At 73.1% G+C, this 17,690-nt stretch carries 12 protein-coding genes; 6 read left to right on the top strand and 6 right to left on the bottom strand.

The window, feature by feature from the left end; translation table 11 throughout:
• Positions 1–14: 14 nt before the first annotated feature.
• The 3 genes from BKA18_RS14230 to BKA18_RS14240 form a co-directional block, all read right to left on the bottom strand.
• Positions 15–1,595: a DUF5719 family protein gene (locus BKA18_RS14230; protein ID WP_366047972.1), complete on the bottom strand. Its 1,581-nt coding sequence runs from the start codon at positions 1,593–1,595 to the stop codon at positions 15–17.
• Positions 1,592–5,371 carry a glycosyltransferase family 2 protein gene (locus BKA18_RS14235; protein WP_366047973.1) on the bottom strand — a complete coding sequence of 1,260 codons (3,780 nt, stop codon included), beginning with the start codon at positions 5,369–5,371 and terminating at the stop codon, positions 1,592–1,594. The genes BKA18_RS14230 and BKA18_RS14235 overlap by 4 nt, the downstream gene beginning before the upstream one ends.
• A 315-nt stretch (positions 5,372–5,686) precedes the next feature.
• Entirely contained in the window at positions 5,687–5,950 is a 264-nt protein-coding gene (locus BKA18_RS14240) for a WhiB family transcriptional regulator (RefSeq protein ID WP_003983763.1), read from the bottom strand.
• A gap of 716 nt (positions 5,951–6,666) precedes the next feature.
• Between BKA18_RS14240 and BKA18_RS14245 the strand changes: the two genes are divergently transcribed.
• The 3 genes from BKA18_RS14245 to BKA18_RS14255 all read left to right on the top strand — a co-directional run bounded on the left by BKA18_RS14245 (position 6,667) and on the right by BKA18_RS14255 (position 9,516).
• The gene (locus BKA18_RS14245; protein WP_006605233.1) at positions 6,667–7,164 is read left to right on the top strand and encodes a cysteine dioxygenase; all 498 of its coding nucleotides are present in this window, start codon (positions 6,667–6,669) and stop codon (positions 7,162–7,164) included.
• Between the two features lie 70 nt (positions 7,165–7,234).
• Positions 7,235–8,191, top strand: coding sequence for a 2-phospho-L-lactate transferase (gene cofD, locus BKA18_RS14250; RefSeq protein ID WP_366047974.1), 957 nt, complete (start codon positions 7,235–7,237; stop codon positions 8,189–8,191).
• Entirely contained in the window at positions 8,188–9,516 is a 1,329-nt protein-coding gene (locus tag BKA18_RS14255; RefSeq protein WP_366047975.1) for a coenzyme F420-0:L-glutamate ligase, read from the top strand. The genes cofD and BKA18_RS14255 overlap by 4 nt, the downstream gene beginning before the upstream one ends.
• Positions 9,517–9,534: 18 nt before the next feature.
• On the opposite strand, the gene BKA18_RS14260 is transcribed toward BKA18_RS14255, so the two are convergent.
• The 3 genes from BKA18_RS14260 to BKA18_RS14270 all read right to left on the bottom strand — a co-directional run bounded on the left by BKA18_RS14260 (position 9,535) and on the right by BKA18_RS14270 (position 13,308).
• Positions 9,535–10,440 carry a DNA-3-methyladenine glycosylase family protein gene (locus BKA18_RS14260; protein ID WP_366047976.1) on the bottom strand — a complete coding sequence of 302 codons (906 nt, stop codon included), beginning with the start codon at positions 10,438–10,440 and terminating at the stop codon, positions 9,535–9,537.
• A 75-nt stretch (positions 10,441–10,515) separates the two neighbouring features.
• Complete coding sequence (gene manB / locus BKA18_RS14265; protein ID WP_366047977.1) at positions 10,516–11,598, bottom strand: mannose-1-phosphate guanylyltransferase; 1,083 nt, start codon at positions 11,596–11,598, stop codon at positions 10,516–10,518.
• 366 nt (positions 11,599–11,964) lie between these two features.
• Positions 11,965–13,308 carry a peptidoglycan recognition protein family protein gene (locus BKA18_RS14270; protein WP_366047978.1) on the bottom strand — a complete coding sequence of 448 codons (1,344 nt, stop codon included), beginning with the start codon at positions 13,306–13,308 and terminating at the stop codon, positions 11,965–11,967.
• A gap of 129 nt (positions 13,309–13,437) precedes the next feature.
• Between BKA18_RS14270 and BKA18_RS14275 the strand changes: the two genes are divergently transcribed.
• The 3 genes from BKA18_RS14275 (at position 13,438) to BKA18_RS14285 (ending at position 17,631) form a co-directional block, all read left to right on the top strand.
• Positions 13,438–14,199, top strand: a complete 762-nt coding sequence (locus BKA18_RS14275) for a TIGR03089 family protein (protein ID WP_366047979.1) — start codon at positions 13,438–13,440, stop codon at positions 14,197–14,199.
• Between the two features lie 218 nt (positions 14,200–14,417).
• Positions 14,418–15,653, top strand: a complete 1,236-nt coding sequence (locus BKA18_RS14280) for an LCP family protein (RefSeq protein ID WP_366047980.1) — start codon at positions 14,418–14,420, stop codon at positions 15,651–15,653.
• 223 nt (positions 15,654–15,876) lie between these two features.
• A complete protein-coding gene (locus tag BKA18_RS14285) occupies positions 15,877–17,631 on the top strand; it encodes an LCP family protein (protein WP_366047981.1) in 1,755 nt (584 codons plus the stop codon).
• Positions 17,632–17,690 lie beyond the last annotated feature (59 nt).

Here is a 17,690-nt window from a genome sequence, read left to right on the forward strand (position 1 = left end):
GGGCGGGTACGCGGTTACTTCGTCAGGACCGACAGATCCTGGCCCGCGGTCGGGACGAGGACCGTGCCCCGGTCGTCGGGCAGCGTCTGGACGGTGAAGGCGGGCACTCCGCCCTGGGGCCGGGCGAGCATGCGGGCCGCGTAGACGGGACCACTGCCGGCCGCCGGTTCCACGGTCAGTGCGTACGTCCCCTTCAGGCCCTGGGGGGTCGGCGGGGCGACATCGAGGCTGGTGCCGCCCTTGACCGTGTACGTCTTGGTGACCGGGGTGCCGCCGCCGCTGCCGGCCGACGCGGTGACCTTCACCTTGGCGTCCTTGCCCTTCTCGGGCGCGACCAGCGAGAGGGTGCTGCCCTTGTCGCGGTTGTCGGCGGCGGTGGCGCGCTGCTCGACGGGCCGGGTCGCCGGGATGAAGGCCATCTCCTGCTTGGCGCCCTTGCCTCGGGTCACCCGCAGCGCGGCCGAGACCGGGGCCTTGGAGCCGCCGTCGGAGGGGGTGAGCACCAGCGAGCCGGCCTCGCCCTTGGTGACGTCCTTGAGGTCCACCGCGGTGGTCATCCCGCTCTTGAGGTGCAGGCTCTCCAGACCGGCCGGAGTGATCAGCCCGGTCGGGGTGGCCAGCTGCACCTTGAGGTCGGCGTCGGACTCACCGGGGGCGAGGGCGACCAGCCGCACGGAGGTGGCGTCCTTCGGGATGCCGGGCAGCACCACGCTCGGCGACGGGTCGGCGGCGGCCGGCAGCCAGTCGCTGCCGAGCTTGCTGTCGGTGGCCTGGACGGCCGCGCCGATCCGGCCCTCGCGGGCGACGACCTGCAAGGACGCGTTGGTGGTGGGGGCGGTGGTCAGGGTGGAGAGCAGGACGGGGACCGTGGTGTGCGGCGGGACGGTGATGTCCTCACCCGCCGAGCCCCCCAACGACCCGTCCTTGCCCCGTAGTTGGAGGTCGACGACAGCCGGGGTCGGATCGGGGTTGGTCAGGTGGACGTAGTCCTGGCGGTCCGTGGCGGTGCTGACGCCCGGGAACCAGAACGTGGTGTCGGGGGTGGTGCAGCTCAGCCCCAGGAGGCCGCGGCCCGCGCCGGCGGCTACCGAGGTGGTCTGCTGGACGGTCCAGCCGGGGGCGAGGGTGCCGTCCGCCGCGCCGACGAGGGCGGGGGCGTCCGGGCTGTCGGTGGACGTGGTGACCGGCTTGCCGGCCTCCCGGAGGGGCACGACGGGCTTGGTGTCGCGGGGGGCGACGGCCTGTCCGGCGGCGGCGTCCGCGCCCTTGCCGTTCTTGCCGGTGTTCTTCTTGCCCTTGCCGTTGTCGGTGCCGCCGGCGTCCTTGACGGTCCCGGCGGGCAGCAGTTGGGCGGTGCCCTTCTTGCCGTCCGCGCCGGTCGCGGCGCCCTTGGGGGCGAAGGCGGTGTAGTCGGTCTGGCCGACCTCGGAGGAGGTCGGGGCCGGGCAGAGCAGCGCGGAGCGCTGGACGGGCAGCAGGGAGCTGCTGTGGGGCGCCTCCTGGGCGCCGCCGCCCGGGGCGGTCACGGCGGCGACGCCGGTGACGGCGCCCAGCGCGGCGGCCACGCCGATCAGGGACATCATGGTGCGCTTCACTGCTGGTCGCTCCCGTCACGGCGCTGCTCGGAGTAGGAGCCGGGGTACCCGGGATACGGGGCGCCGTCGTCGTAGGGCTGCTGTTGCTGCGGGCCGCCGTCGTACTGCTGCTGTTGCTGTTGCTGCTGCCCGTACCCGTACGGGTCGTAGACGCCCGTTTGGTAGGGGTCCGCGGCGTACGGGTCGGTGGCCTGGTAGGGATCCGCCGGCGGGTACGGCTGCTGCCCGTACTGCCCGGCCTGGTAGGGGTCGGCGGGGGCGTAGGGCTGCTGCCCGTCGGGCGCGGCCTGCGGGGCGGCCGGCCACTGGTCGTACGACGGCTGCTGCGGCACCGCCCCGTAGGGGTCGCCGGCCGCGGGGTCCGGGACGGGTGCCGCGCCGACCACCGGATCGGACGGGTCGAGCGGCTGCTCTCCCTCGGGTGCCGCGGGGACGTCGGCGCCCGCCGCGTCGGGGGCGCCGGCGGCCTCGGCCTGGGCCCGCAGGCGCCGGGCCCGGCGGCCGTCGCCGGAGGCCGCGGCGGCCTGGGCGACGGCCGCGTCCTCGGGCAGGTCGTCGTCGATCTCCCGGCGGCGGCCCGGCAGTGCCAGCACCACCAGGACGACGGCGAGCAGGCCCTGCGTCCACAGCCAGAGGGTGTGGCCGAGCGGGTTCTCGTGGGTGAGGTCGAGGGTGCCGCCGCCCGCGGGGAGCGCGAAGCCCTGGGCCCAGCCGTCGACGGTCATGGGCTTGAGCGGGGTGCCGTTGAGAGTGGCCTGCCAGCCCTCGTCGGCGGCGTCGGCGAGCCGCAGCACCCGGCCGTCGGCGCCGTCCGGCACCTTGGTGTGCGCGTCGACGGGGCCGGCCGGTACGGCGATGGGGGCGACGGACTCGGCGGCGCTGGTGCCGTCCTTGGCCTCGCCCGCGACGATCGAGAGTCGCGAGACCCGTCGGTCGACGCGCCACAGTGCGCTGCCGTCCTCCTGGCTGAGCCGGGTCAGGCCCGGGGTCGCGTCCAGCACCCGGCCCATTTCGCGCGGCGCCCCGTTCCGGACCAGCACATAGCGGACCGCATAGCCCCCGAGCTGGTTGGTCTGGTCGGCGCCGGAGCCGGCCACGAGGTGGGCGACGATGCCGCCCAGGCGGGTGTCCTCGCCCGCTTCGGCGGCCAGATCGGCGTCCCCGAGCCGGGCACCGGAGCCGCGGACCAGCGAGTAGTCGACGTGGCCCGGCGTGCCGTCGAGGACCAGGGTGCGGGCCCGGTCGGCGGTGCCGCTCTCCTCGGCGACGAACGCCGGGACCTGCTCGGGGTTGCGGCGCTCCAGCGGCCCGGCCGCTCCGCTGATCATCCAGCTGACCGCGGCGTAGAGCGGGGCGAGCAGCGAGGCCAGCGCGATCAGCACAGCGACCGGCTGCTTCCAGCCGAAGCCGAGGTTGGCCATCCGGGTGCGGATGCCCTCGGCGCCGACCGCGGCGGCGCACAGCAGCGCCAGCCCGTAGACGAGCATCGCGGGCCCGGTCCAGCCGGAGCCGTTGCCCAGCGCGGCGAGCAGCAGCCCGGTCAGGGCCGCCGTCCAGGCGGTACGGATGGCGAGCTGCCGCTCGTCGCGCAGGGTCGCGGCGAGCGCGGCCAGCACGATGCCGAACAGCAGCACCCCGCCCGCGGCCTTGGGGCCGCCCGGGCTGAGGCCGATGAGGTCGAGCACGGAGGCGGAGCCGGCGCCGTAGCCCAGCCCGGCCTCCTGGAAGAAGCGCCCGGGGTGGGTCAGCAGCGACAGCGACCAGGGGGCGAGCACGACCATCGGCGCGAGGACCACGGCCAGGAAGCGCAGCCCGTAGGCGAGGAGTTGGTCGCGGCTGCCATCGAGGAAGCGCAGCACCAGCAGGCCGGCCCCGAGCAGCACCGCGATCGGCCAGACGACCGGGGTGAAGGCCGTGGTGAAGGTGATCAGCAGCGCATACGCCCAGGTCGCCCGCCAGCTGGGCCGGGTGCCGCGCGGCAGCCGCAGCCCGCTCGCGGCGACTCCGGCGCGCGCCATCAGCGGCAGCAGGATGGCGAGCACCGCCGTGCCCAGCCGGCCGCCGGCCAGCGCTCCGGCGGCCGCCGGGAGAAAGGCGTAGGCGATGCTGCCCCAGGCCCGCAGCAGCCGGGAGGCGACCAGCGGGCGGGAGGCGAAGTAGGCGGTGAGACCGGCCAGCGGAACGGAGCAGACCAGCAGCAGGGTGACGGCGAAGCCGGTGGAGCCGAAGAAGATGCTCGACACCAGGGCGACGACGCCCAGATAGGGCGGCGCAGAGGCGCTGTCCCCGACGCCGACCGCATGCCAGCTGTCGAGGTACGCCGACCACAGGTCGGACACGCTGCCGGGCGCGGGCAGCATGGCGCCGCCGGTCAGCGCGCCGGAACCGAGCAGCCCGCGGCAGGCGACCAGCGAGACCAGCAGCAGGACGAGGAAGAGCAGTGGTGCCGGTTTGCGGGCGATCCGCTTGAGCCGGGCGAACTGCTCGATCTCCAGGAAGTCGGCGTCGTCACCGCCCGGCCCGGACTCGACCGCACCGTGCCGGCCGGCCGAGGCCACGTCGGGGGCGGCCCGCCCGGCCAGATTGCCGGCGACCTGTTCGACGGTGGCGCGCACCGTCGCACCGGGTGGCGGGAACAGCGAGCGCAGTTCGCTCGCCTCGACCGCTGGCCGGCCTCTCCTCTTCCGTGCGGCGAGGATCTTGCCGGGCCGCAGCAGGGTGCCGAAGAGCCCGGCGAGTTCGTCGAGCGCCTGGCCCGGGACCTTGCCGACGAGGTAGGCGATGACCCGCAGGAAGGTGCCGATCAGCAGCCGCAGCAGGACGTACGGGAGGGTCCGGCCGCGGGTGTTGGTGAGCAGGGTGTAGACGGCGCCGGCCTTGTCGACGCGGTGCGGGTTGGCCACCGAGCGGCCGACGCAGTCGATGGGGCGGCGCTCACGGGCGGCGGCCTCGGCATGCCGCAGGATCGCGTCCGGTGCGACCAGGACCTGGTGGCCGGCGGCCTGGGCGCGCCAGCACAGATCGACGTCGTCACGCATCAGGGGCAGCCGGCGGTCGAAGCCGCCCAACTCCTCGTAGACGTCGCGGCGGATGAGCATGCCCGCGGTGGAGACGGACAGCACCGGACGCACCTGGTCGTGCTGGCCCTGGTCCTGTTCGCGCCGGTCCAGGCCGGTCCAGCGGCGACCGCTGCGGGCGATGCTGACACCGGCTTCGAGCAGCTGCCGGCGGTCGTACCAGCTGCGCAGCTTGGGTCCGACGATCACGGTGGAGGGGCTGGCGTCGGCGACCCGCAGCAGCTCGGCGAGCGCATCGGGCTCGGGTGCGCAGTCGTCGTGCAGCAGCCACAGCCACTGGACCGGTTCGCCGTGCGGCAACTCGGGCATCTCGTACGCCTCGTCGTGCCAGGTGCGGCTGACCGGGTCCCAGCCGCTGGGGCGGCGCAGATACGGCAGGTCGTCGGGGGTGAGGACGGGGGCCGTACGGACGGCCTCGTCGACGGCGGTGCCGAATCCGGAGCGGCGGGCGAGATGCAGCACCCGCTGGTCCCCGATGGCCTCGGCGAGCAGCTGGGCGGAGTCGTCCGCGCTGCCGGTGTCGGCGCCGATGACGTTCTGCACCGGGCGTTCCTGGCCGAGCAGGCCGGTGAGCGCATCGGGCAGCCAGCGGGCTCCGTCATGGGAGACGATCACGGCGGTGACCACGTGCCGCGGGAACTCTGGGGTGGCGGCTGCATATGAGGCGGCCTGGGCCGCCGACTGGCTGTGCACGGACATCGAGGTACGGGCCCTCCGGACCCGGGAGTTCGGGACCCGTTGCGCAGTCAGCGCTGGGCACCCGCCCCCGGAAGACACTGCGACGGACTACGAGGCGACGCGAGCGCCCGGCAGGGCGGCGGCGCATCTCGGACGGGGCCCCACACTAATGGTTCGCGCCGGTGCCCCGACCGGTCCGTACAAGCAGTCCGCCCCCGGCGAGAAGGTCGCTGGAGGCGGAGTGTTCGTTATAGGGGGATATGGGGAGTTGAGGCGGGACGGCGGCGTGGTCCGTGCGGCCGCGCGCCCTTGGTGCGGGTGGCTGTGCGGTCATCGTCAGACGGCGGCCTTCTTGAGCCGGCGCCGCTCGCGCTCGGACAGGCCGCCCCAAATACCGAAGCGCTCGTCGTTGGCGAGCGCGTACTCCAGGCATTCGGACCGGACTTCGCAGGCGAGACAGACCTTCTTGGCCTCGCGGGTGGAGCCACCCTTCTCCGGGAAGAAGGACTCGGGGTCGGTCTGGGCGCACAGTGCGCGCTCCTGCCAGCCGAGCTCCTCATCCGCCTCCTCGACCAGCAATTCCTGGAACAGCTCGGTCATGTGCGCCCCTCGTCTGTCTTTACGTCCCCGTGATCAAGCCGTGATCGATTTCGGCTGAACGACACGAGTGAAATTACAAGTGTGGTGATCCGGGCCAGTCAAGCCGAGATCTGCTATTGGGCCTCTTATTCACTCGGCGGAACCAAGCGTATGCGGAAAGTGTTCAAATCAGTAAAAACCAGGACACTTCCCCGGACGTTGCCCCCCGGCGCATCCCCTTCACTTATCGAGACGCAATCAGGCGGCATTCACGTTGCACCCCCGCGCGCCGAAGCGGGGGAGATCACAGATGGATCACGGGGCCGCAACGGCGTTTGAGGGTGCGGTTGCCGGTCGATGTCTCCGGGTCGGAGACTGCACAAACCTTTCGCCGGGCGGAGTAACCGGATGAGGTGAAAGATTTACGGCAAACCAGACGTCCAGTTGACATCGCGCCGCGAACCCGGTCTCCTTGACCGCATGCCAGTGACCCCCGCGCTCCGACTGTCCCGTTCCTACGGGTCGCTCTGTGCTGCGCAGGCTCGCTGTCGCTGTTCCAGCTGTCGAAGCCACTGAGCTCCAGCTTTTCCGCTCGCACCACCCCGCAGCGCCCCTGCTCCGCGCCACGTGCCGCGCCCCCCACAGGGAAAGCCCGCACCGTGCCGCAGCCTCCCCAGCTCACGCTGGGCGCTCTCCCGAGCGTCACCCAGCACGTCCGCCGAGGAACCCGAACCCCCATGAACAGCGACGTCCAGATCGCCGGCGATCCGCTCGCCATCCCCCACCTGCTGCCGCCCGTCCCCGCACACCCGGCCACCGTCGCCGGTTTCGTGGGGCTGGCCCGCTCGATCGCCGCCGACCGCGACGCCTGGGCGCACCTCGTCCGCTACGAGACGACCAGCCGCTGGTACCACCGGCTGCGTACCGGGCCGGGCTACGAGGTGTGGCTGCTGAGCTGGGTGCCGGGCCAGGGCAGCGGCCGGCACGACCACGGGCCGTCCTCCGGTGTGCTGACCGTCCTGGAGGGCGAGTTGACCGAGCACGCCGGGACCGGGCGCCGTACGCTCACCGCCGGCGCCCAGCGGGTGTTCGCCCCCGGCTACGTCCACGAGGTCGTCAATGACGCCCTGACCCCGGCCGTCAGCCTGCACATCTACTTCCCCGGCCTGACCGAGATGCCGATGCACGGCGCGCCCCACTGCACCCCCTCGGCCCTGGAGACCACGGCTCCCTGACGCACCGCCCTCCCGCCCCCTCCCGGCCACCGCTCCTCATCGACCCGTCGGCGACTGACACACTGGGCCCATGCGAATCGTGGTTCTGGCCGGCGGTATCGGCGGCGCCCGCTTTCTGCGGGGACTGAAGGCAGCGGCTCCCGACGCGGACATCACCGTCATCGGCAACACCGGCGACGACATCCATCTGTTCGGGCTCAAGGTGTGTCCCGACCTCGACACCGTGATGTACACGCTCGGCGGCGGCATCAACGAGGAGCAGGGCTGGGGACGCAGTGACGAAACCTTCAAGGTGAAGGAGGAGTTGGCCGCCTACGGCGTCGGGCCCGAGTGGTTCGGGCTGGGCGACCGGGACTTCGCCACCCACATCGTGCGGACCCAGATGCTGAGCGCCGGCTATCCGCTCAGCGCCGTCACCGAGGCGCTTTGCGCGCGCTGGAAGCCCGGGGTGCGGCTGCTGCCGATGTCCGACGACCGGGTCGAGACCCATGTCGCCGTCGACGAAGAGGGCGAGCGCAAGGCGATCCACTTCCAGGAGTACTGGGTGCGGTTGCGCGCCTCGGTGCCCGCGCATGCCGTGGTGCCGGTCGGCGCCGATCAGGCCAAGCCGGCACCGGGCGTGCTGGAATCCATCGCCGAGGCGGACGTCGTGCTGTTCCCGCCGTCCAACCCGGTGGTCAGCATCGGCACGATCCTGGCGGTGCCGGGCATCCGGGAGGCCATCGCGGACGCCGGGGTGCCGGTGGTCGGTCTCTCGCCGATCGTCAGCGACGCCCCGGTGCGCGGGATGGCCGACAAGGTGCTGGCCGCGGTGGGGGTGGAGTCGACCGCCTCGGCCGTCGCCCGCCATTACGGGTCCGGGCTGCTGGACGGCTGGCTGGTCGACTCGTCCGACGAGGGCGCGGTGGCCGAGGTCGAGGCGGCCGGTATCCGCTGCCGGGCCGTGCCGCTGATGATGACCGACACGGACGCCACGGCCGCGATGGTGCGCGAGGCGCTGGCGCTGGCCGAGGAGGTCCGGGCGTGAGCCAACCCGCCGTGCCCGGCTACCGGGTGTGGGCGCTGCCGGGGATGCCCGAGGTGCGGCCCGGCGACGATCTCGTGAAGCTGATCGCCGCGGCGGTGACCGCCGACGGGCTGCCGCAACTCGCCGACGGCGATGTGCTGTTGGTGACCTCGAAGATCGTCAGCAAGGCCGAGGGCCGGGTGGTCGAGGCCGACGACCGCGAGGCGGCGATCGACCGGGAGACGGTGCGGGTGGTGGCGCGCCGCGGCCCCTTGCGGATCGTGCAGAACCGGCAGGGCCTGGTGATGGCCGCGGCCGGCGTGGACGCGTCCAACACCCCGCAGGGCACGGTGCTGTTGCTGCCCGAGGACCCGGACGCCTCGGCGCGCGGCCTGCGGGCGGGGCTGCGCACCACCCTCGGTGTCGACGTCGGGGTGGTCATCAGCGACACCTTCGGGCGGCCGTGGCGCAACGGGCTCACCGATGTCGCCATCGGTGCCGCCGGCGTGCGGGTGCTGGACGATCTGCGCGGCGGCACCGACGCCCACGGCAATCCGCTCAGCGCGACGGTGGTGGCCACCGCGGACGAACTGGCCGCCGCCGGGGACCTGGTGAAGGGCAAGGTGGCCGGGCTGCCGGTCGCGGTGGTGCGCGGGCTGGGGCACCTCGTCGGGGAGGTGGGCGACGGCCCCGGGGCGCGCACCATGGTGCGCCCCGCCGAGGACGACATGTTCCGGCTGGGTACTTCGGAGGCCGTACGGGAAGCGGTGACGGCGCGGCGTACGGTCCGTGCCTTCACCGGCGAGCCGGTCGATCCGGGTGCGGTACGGCGGGCGGTGGCGGCGGCGGTCACCGCCCCGGCGCCGCACCACACCACGCCGTGGCGGTTCGTCCTCCTGGAGTCGCCGGCCGCGCGCGAGCGGCTCCTGGACGCGATGCGGGACGCCTGGATCGCGGATCTGCGCGCGGACGGCAAGTCGGCACAGGCCGTCGCCAAGCGGGTGCGGCGCGGTGATCTGCTGCGTGCCGCGCCGTATCTGGCGGTGCCGTGCCTGGTCACGGACGGCGCGCACCGCTACCCCGACGCGCGGCGGAGCACGGCCGAGCGCGAGATGTTCCTCGTGGCCCATGGCGCGGGGATCCAGAACTTCCTGGTGGCGCTGGCGGGCGAACGGCTCGGCTCCGCCTGGGTGTCGTCGACGATGTTCTGCAAGGACGTGGTCCGCGACGTGCTCGGGCTGCCCGCGGACTGGGAGCCGATGGGGGCGGTGGCCATCGGGCATCCCGCCGAGCCGCCGCGGCCGCGGCCGCCGCGCACCGCCGACGACTTCGTCACCGTGCGCTGACCGGCGCCCGCGCGCGGCTCACAGCCGGGCGATGTCCCCCACCGGGAAGCGCGGGGCGCGGCGCGGCGGGACGCGGCCGGAGAGCAGGATCAGCCGGGCCGCGCGGTGCCGCTGGCCCTCGTAGGGGGCGAGGAGGTCGAGCATCTCCTCGTCGGTGGTGCCGCGGCGGCCGGTGAGGGCATAGCCGATGATCTTCGGCAGATGCAGATCGCCGACCGTGATCGCGTCCGGGGCGCCGAGGGTGCGCTGGAGCGTCTCCGCGGCGGTCCACGGGCCGATGCCCGGTATCGCCAGGAGCCGGCGGGTGGCCTCGGCGAGATCCATCCGCGCGGCCTCCTCCATCCGGCGGGCGGCCCGCACCGCGCGCAGGATCGCGCCGGAGCGCTTGGCGTCGACGCCCGCGCGGTGCCACTCCCAGGAGGGGATCAGCGCCCAGCCGCGCGGCTCGGGCATCACCCGCATCCGCTCCCAGGGCCCGGGGGCCGGCTCGCCGTGCCGCTGCAGCAGGAGCCGCCAGGCGCGGTAGGCCTCGTCGCTGGTGACCTTCTGCTCCAGGACCGAGGGGATCAGCGACTCCAGGACCAGGCCGGTGCGCGCGAGCCGGACGCCGGGGTGGCGGCGTCGCGCCTCATGGACGAGGCGGTGCCGGGCGGTCAGCCGCTCCGGGTCGTCGCCCTCCCCCAGCAGCTCGGGCAGCTGCTCCAGCAGCCACTCGGCGCCCGGGCCCCAGGCCTCGGCCTCGACCCGGCCGTCGGCGGGCCGGGCCGCCACGCACAGGGTGCCGGGGCCCTGCGGCGTACGGGACGCGCGCCACAGCTCTCCGCCGCGCACCGCGAACGCGGGGTCGCCCGGGCCCCGCTGCAGCACGCCCAGCGTGCGGTGCAGGTCGAACGGGCCGGGCGGAACCCAGGTGCGGTCGGGCATGCGGCCAGATTAGGCGATGGTGCCGGGGCGGCGCCGGGGCCTGTGGACAACGCCCGCCCGGGCCCGGCGGGCGGCCTACTGGTCGGAGGAGAAGCGCACCGAGGCGGCCGGGATCTCGGCGTCGCACCAGATGCGGATGCCGCCGCGCAGTTCGTTGTCGGCGCCGATGCGCGCCCCGTCGCCGATGACCGCACCGTCGAGGACCGTACGGGCCCCGATGTGCGCGCCGGCGCCGATCAGGGAGTCACGGATCTGGGCGCCTTCCCCGATGACGGCACCTTCGAGGACCGCGCTGCCGTCGATCCGGGCGCCGGGGCCGATGACGGTGCGCGGGCCGGCGACCGTGCCGCCGGTGAGCTTGGCGTCGCCGGCGACCTCGGCGGTCTCCAGGACCAGGCGGTCACCGCGGCGGCCGGGGACCGCCGGGGACGGGGCGCGGCCGAGGACCAGGTCGGCGGAGCCGCGGACGAAGGCCTGCGGGGTGCCGAGGTCGAGCCAGTAGGTGGAGTCGACCATGCCCTGGAGGTGGGCGCCGTCGGCGAGCAGTCCGGGGAAGGTCTCGCGTTCGACGGAGACCGGACGGCCGGCCGGGATGGTGTCGATGACCGACCGGTTGAAGACGTACGCACCGGCGTTGATCTGGTCGGTGACGATCTCCTCGGGGGTCTGCGGCTTCTCCAGGAAGGCGGTGACCCGGCCGGTGTCGTCGGTGGGCACCAGGCCGAAGGCGCGCGGGTCCTCGACCCGGGTGAGATGCAGCGAGACCTCGGCGCCGGAGGTGCGGTGGGTGTCGACGAGGGCCGCGATGTCCAGTCCGGTGAGGATGTCGCCGTTGAAGATCAGCACCGGGTCGTCGGGGCCGGAGTGCAGTCGCGAGGCGACGTTGCGGATGGCGCCGCCGGTGCCCAGCGGCTCCTGTTCGGTGACGTACTCCAGATGCAGGCCGAGCTCGGATCCGTCGCCGAAGTACGGCTCGAAGACCTCGGCGAGGTAGGAGGTGGCGAGGACGATGTGCTCGACGCCGGCGGCCCGGGCGCGGGCCAGCTGATGGGTCAGGAACGGCACACCGGCCGCCGGGACCATCGGCTTGGGCGTATGCACCGTCAGCGGGCGCAGCCGCGTGCCCTTGCCGCCGACCAGGAGGATCGCTTCAGTCAATGTGTCCTCTGTTCGCTTCTCCGCCCGCTGGGCCCCTGCTGCCCGATGGCGGGCAAGGAGGGAGCAACGGTGCGGCTCTCGTCGTCGACCACAGCCCGGCGGCTGCACGTGCGACGCTCACGGTGTCTTCTCTGCTTCCTGCTGGGGTCGGCCGATCGGCCGACCAGTGTAGGCAGACGGGCGCGCGAAAAACCTCGGCAGTGGCGGTCCCCCGGCGCCGTACGCGCCATGGGGAGCGCGGGCCGGCGGCGCGAACGTCGTGATCACTAGGACGTGTCGGGGGCAGGAACGGTTCAGTGGTCCCGGCAACATGCGCCCCCACTGGACGCCCGCAATCCCGCGCCGCCCCCGGCCCGGCCGCCGCGGTCAGCGGCCCTGCAGGGTGGCCGCCGCGCGGCGGGTGGCGGCGAGCTTGTCGTAGAGGTGGGTGCCGGGGCAGTCGGTGGTGAAGCCGTCCCGGTGGCCGGAGATGACGTGCAGGGAGACCTTGGTGCCCTTGGCGAAGCGGTTTCCGCCGCCGGAGAGCAGGTGCGCCATGGCGCGCGGGTCGACGTTGTAGAGGCCGAGCTTCCAGGCCGTCAGACGGGCGATGGCATCGACGGCGGGCTTGGCCGGCTCGGTGTCGGTGAAGGTGCCGAGGACGGCGACTCCGGTGCTGTCGGTGTTGAAGCCGAGCGTGTGGGCGCCCATGACGGGCTTGGCGATGCCGCCCGCACGGCCCTCGTAGACCGTTCCGCACTTGTCGACGAGGAAGTTGTAGCCGATGTCGCGCCAGTGGTTGCTCTTGACGTGGAAGCGGTACATGGCGCGGATCAGCGAAGGGGCCTCTTCGCAGCTGTAGTTGTTGCCCGAGCCGCTGTGGTGGACGAAGGCGGCGCGCACGGTCTTGGTGTAGGTGAAGGCCTTTTCGCGCAGCTTCTCGTCGGCGCCCCAGCCGGCCCGGGTGACGATCCGGGGGCGCGGCCCGACGAAGGTCTGGTCCGGCCGCGGCCCGTCCACGGCGGCGATGTCGCCCTGGGACGCGGCCTGGTCGAGGGCGGGGATCTCGGTGGCGCCGAGCGGGGCGAACCCGGCGTTGGCGGCGGAGGCCGCGGCAGCCTCCGCGGAGAGCGGGGCCGGCGGATCGAGGCGGGCGCCGCGCAGGCCCCGCGGCGGTGCGCCCGGGTCGACGAGTTCCAGCCGCAGCCCGCCCGGGAGGACGGCCCGGGCACGGTCGCTGTGCTCGGGGGTGATGCGCAGTTGGACGGCGTCGGAGTCACCGACCCACAGCGGCGCGGTGCTGCCCCGTACGTCGCTGCCGTGCCGCTCGGCGGAGCCGAGGTCGGGGGCGTCGTCGTTGTGGACCTGTACGTCCTGCCAGCCCGACCAGTCGCCGCTGCCGTTCGCGCGGGTACGGACCTGGACCCGGCCGTGCAGTTCGGCCGCGGCGTCGTCCCAGACGACCCCCAGGAGGGAGAACGGCCGTACCGTGCGGGGCGGCAGGCCCAGCTCCTGGGGCGCGGGCCCCGTGGTGGTGTCCCGGTCGGGGGTGTGCGGGGCGGCGGCGCCGAGCGCGCCGACCGGCAGGGACTGGGTGCTGCCCGGCAGGTCGTCGGTGCGCGCCGGGTGCGGTGCGGCGGGGGCGGCGCCCGCACCGGCCGTCGCGGCGAGGGGCAGGGTGAGGGCCGCGGTGCACAGGGCGCCGAGACAGGTCGCAAGGAAGGGGCGCATGGACAAAATCGTGGACCCGGCCGGACCGAACGCGCCAATGCTGATCTGACGGGGCATCGGCCGATCCGGTGGCCCGGACCTGCCGCGGCCGGCCCACCGCCGGCTGCCGCCGCGCGTACCCTGGCCGCGATGAACGCCACCGATCGCACCCCCGCCGACCTGCTGAGTTCCGCGCTCGCCGCGGACCCGGCCCGCCCGCTGGTGACCTTCTACGACGACGCCACCGGCGAACGCGTGGAACTGTCCGTCGCGACCTTCGCCAATTGGGTGGCCAAGACCGCCAACTACCTCCAGGGCGATCTGTCCGCCGAACCGGGCGACCGGCTCGCGCTGCTGCTGCCCGCCCACTGGCAGACCGCCGTCTGGCTGCTGGCCTGCTCGTCGGTGGGCGTGGTCGCGGAGGTGGAGGGCGATCCGGCCGCCGCCGATCTCGTCGTCGCCGGGCCCGACCGGCTCGACGCGGCGCGCGCCTGCTCCGGGGAGCGGGTAGCGCTGGCGCTGCGGCCGCTGGGCGGCCGCTTCCCGCAGCCGCCGCAGGGCTTCGCGGACTACGCCGTCGAGGTGCCGGCCCAGGGCGACCGGTTCGCGCCGTTCGCGCCGGTGGATCCGGGGGACGCGGCGCTGGTCGTCGGCGGCGAGGAGCTGACCGGCGCCGGGGTCGTGGCGCGCGCGCTGGCCGACGCGGAGGCGGCCGGGATGCCCGGGGCACCCCGGGTGCTGTCGGGGCTGCCGTACGACACCTGGCAGGGCCTGGCGTACGGGCTGTACGCGCCGCTGGTGACCGGCGGCTCCGTAGTGCTGTGCCGCCACCTCGACCAGCTGGGCGCACCGGCCGCGGCCACCCGCGAGACCAGCGAGAAGATCACCTTCCGGGCGCCGCTGCCGGACTAGGTGTGCTGTCCGGTGGATCAGGCCGCGGACCCGGCCATGATCCACCGGACGGGCCCTGAGGGGCGCCCTCCCCCGTCCGGCCGACCGGAGGCGCCCGCGGCGGGCCGGTACGCCCGTTTAGGTCCAGGATCTTGAGTACGTACAACCCTGCGCGGGTTTCGTCCGTCTCCTGTTGCGTCCGGGCCCCGCGTGCGGGCGCGACGCCGACTCCGGGAGGGATGGACGCAGACGTGACCGATACTCCCGAGCCCCCCAGGTTCGCCGGCTGGGACGAGCGCCCGGCCGGGGGGCCGGGGCCGCCACGCATCCCGCCGCACCGCCGGCACCGGTGGCGCTGGGCCGCGGCCGTGGCCGTCGGCGCCCTTGTGGCCGGGTCCGCAGCGGGCTGGGTGGTGTACACCAAGCTCAACGGCAACATCCGCACCGACAGCGCCACCGAGCGCGAACTGCGCAAGTGGGAGTCCGAGCGGCCGCCCGCGGGCCCGCCGAACGCCGAGAACGTGCTGCTGATCGGCTCGGACAGCCGTAAGGGCGGCAACCGCAGATACGGCCGCAGCGGCGGCCAGCGCTCGGACACCACGATGCTGCTGCACCTGGCGGCGGACCGGAAGAGCGCCACCGCGGTGAGCATCCCGCGCGATCTGATGGTGGAGGTGCCGCACTGCAAACGCGCCGACGGCACCGAGACCGGGCCCCGGACGGCCCAGTTCAACTCGGCGTTCGCCCTCGGCGGGCCGGCCTGCACGATCCGTACCGTCGAGAAGCTCACCCGCATCCGCATCGCCCACTACATGATCCTCGACTTCGTCGGCTTCACGAGGATGGTGGACGCGGTGGGCGGGGTGCAGGTCTGTCTGAACCGGCCGGTCCAGGACACCGAGGCACACCTCACGCTGCCCGCCGGCCGGCAGACGCTGCACGGGGAGGCCGCCCTCGGGTACGTACGGGCACGCAAGAGCCTGGGCAACGGCAGCGACACCCAGCGCATGCAGCGACAACAGCAGTTTCTTGGGGCTCTCGTGAAGAAAGTGCAGAGTAATGGTGTCCTGCTCAATCCGACCCGGCTGTATCCGGTGCTCGATGCCGCGACGAGTTCCCTGACCACCGACGCCGCGCTGGCTTCCCTGAGGGGGCTGTACGAATTGGTTCGCAGCACCCGTAGCATTCCCACCGACCGGGTGCAGTTCCTGACCGTGCCGCGCCAGGAGTACCGCTACGACCGCAACCGCGACGAGCTGGTGCAACCGGACGCCGAGCGGCTCTTCGGGCAGTTGCGCAGGGATCTTCGGGTGACCGTGACGCCCCCGCCCGACAGCGCGGAGGCACCCGTCCGCACGGGGGACGATTCGCCGGCCGGCCGGCCGGAAGGATCACCCTCGCCGGCGCCGAGTTCGGGGCCGAGTTCGGGGCCGGCCTTTCCCGGGACGACCGCGGAACACGGGAGCTGCGAATAAAGATGCCGCAAAGTACACCCGGCTACTCGAATGGATTGGGCGGATTGCCCAGTTGTAGGTAAGTGGAATTTGTCACGGGCGTCGCGGGGCGCTGAACTGGGCGGATAGTGTGAGCGATCCGGTCGGGCCACCATCCGACCGATGACCATGCAATGCACGATCGACCGACCGAGCGCCTTGAGGGGATGGCGCCGCGTGGCACCGACGGAGGACTCAAGGCACCGTGGACGCGCAAGGCCGTGGGCGGGCGGGCGACAACAACGTCGATCCCGCCGATCAGTGGGTGTTCGATCCGAACACCGGCAATTACGAGCTGCGACTTGACCATGCCGGTCAAGCCCCCGCTCGGCCCTCCGACCGGAAGGCTCCCGGCACCAGACGCGCCGCGCGCACGCCGGGCAGCGAGGGCGGCGACACCGACACCCGTCCGCTGCCGACCCAGCGCGGCCGGCGGGACGAGGACGGCGAGCGCCCGGCCGGCGGCCGGGCGGCGCGCCGGGCGGCCGCCAACCGGACGGCGACGGCAACGGCGTCGGGCCCGGTGGGCCGCCGCAAGCCCAAGCCGAAGGCGTCCGGGAAGAAGAAGGCGCTGTACTGGACGGCCGGTGTGGTGAGCTTCGTGCTCGTCGCCGGCTGCGGTGCCGCGTACTTCGTCTACCAGCAGCTGGACGGCAACATCTCCAAGGTCGACGTCGGCGTGGAGAACGAAGCGGTCTCCAGCGGCCCGGTCAACGTCCTCATCATCGGGACGGACGCCCGCGACGGTAAGGGCAACTCCGGCTACGGCGATGCCGGCAGCGTCGGGCACGCGGACACCACGATCCTGATGCACATTTCCAAGGACCGGACGAACGCCACCGCGCTGAGCATTCCGCGCGACATGATCACCAATATCCCGAACTGTCCCACGAAGCAGAAGGACGGTTCGAAGAAGACCATCCCGGGCGAGAACCAGGTGCGCTTCAACACCAGCCTGGGCCAGGAGGGCCGGGACCCCGGCTGCACCTGGCGCACCGTCGAGCAGATGACCGGGCTGAAGATCAACCACTTCATGATGGCCGACTTCAACGCCGTCAAGGAGCTGTCCACCGCGGTGGACGGCGTCGAGGTGTGCGCGGGCAAGGACCTCAACGACCCCAAGTCGCACCTGAAGTTGAAGGCCGGCCGGCACATCGTCAAGGGCGAGCAGGCGCTGGCGTTCGTCCGTACCCGGCACGCCATCGGGTTCGGCAGCGACCTGGACCGGATCAAGATGCAGCAGCAGTTCCTCAGCTCGCTGATCCGCAAGCTGAAGTCCAGCGCGTTCAGCAGCCCGGGCAAGCTCTACGACGTCAGCCAGGCGGCGACCAAGGCGCTCACCGTCGACACCGGTATCGGCACGGCGGGGAAGCTGCTGGACTTCGGCAACGACCTCAAGAAGGTCGACATCGACAAGATCACCTTCGCCACGGTGCCGGTGCTGGACAACCCCAAGGACCCGGCCACCGTCATTCTCGACAAGACCAAGGCGGACCCGCTGTTCGCGATGGTGCGGGCGGACCACGCACTGGTCAAGGGCAAGAAGGGCAAGGGCAAGAAGTCCGCCCCCGTGCAGAAGGCCCCGCCCGAGCAGGTGCGGGTCGATGTCACCAACGGCGGCGGGCCGATCGGCTCGGCACAGGAGACCGTGGACTGGCTGCAGAACTCCAAGGCCGCCAAGCTCTCCACCAACGCCGGCAACGCCCCGGCGAAGCTGGCCGCCACCCGCCTCGAATACGCGCCCAACCAGGCCGACCAGGCCGCCACTCTGGCCGACTGGATGGGTCTGCCCAAGAGCGCACTGAAGAAGTCGGCGCAGAACGCCGGTGACCGTCAGCCGATGAAGCTCACCCTCGGGAAGGACTTCAAGGCACCGGGCTCACCAATCGAGGCGCCGACCGAAACCCCGGACGGGGTGCAGAACGTCAATGCAGATGACAAGAACGTCTGCGCAAAGTGATCTGAGCACGATCCGGCCGCCCCTCCGAGGCGCCGAGCGCACCATCGGACGGACAGCGG

The sequence above is a fragment of the Streptomyces auratus genome, assembly GCF_050433025.1.
GTDB lineage: Bacteria > Actinomycetota > Actinomycetes > Streptomycetales > Streptomycetaceae > Streptomyces > Streptomyces sioyaensis.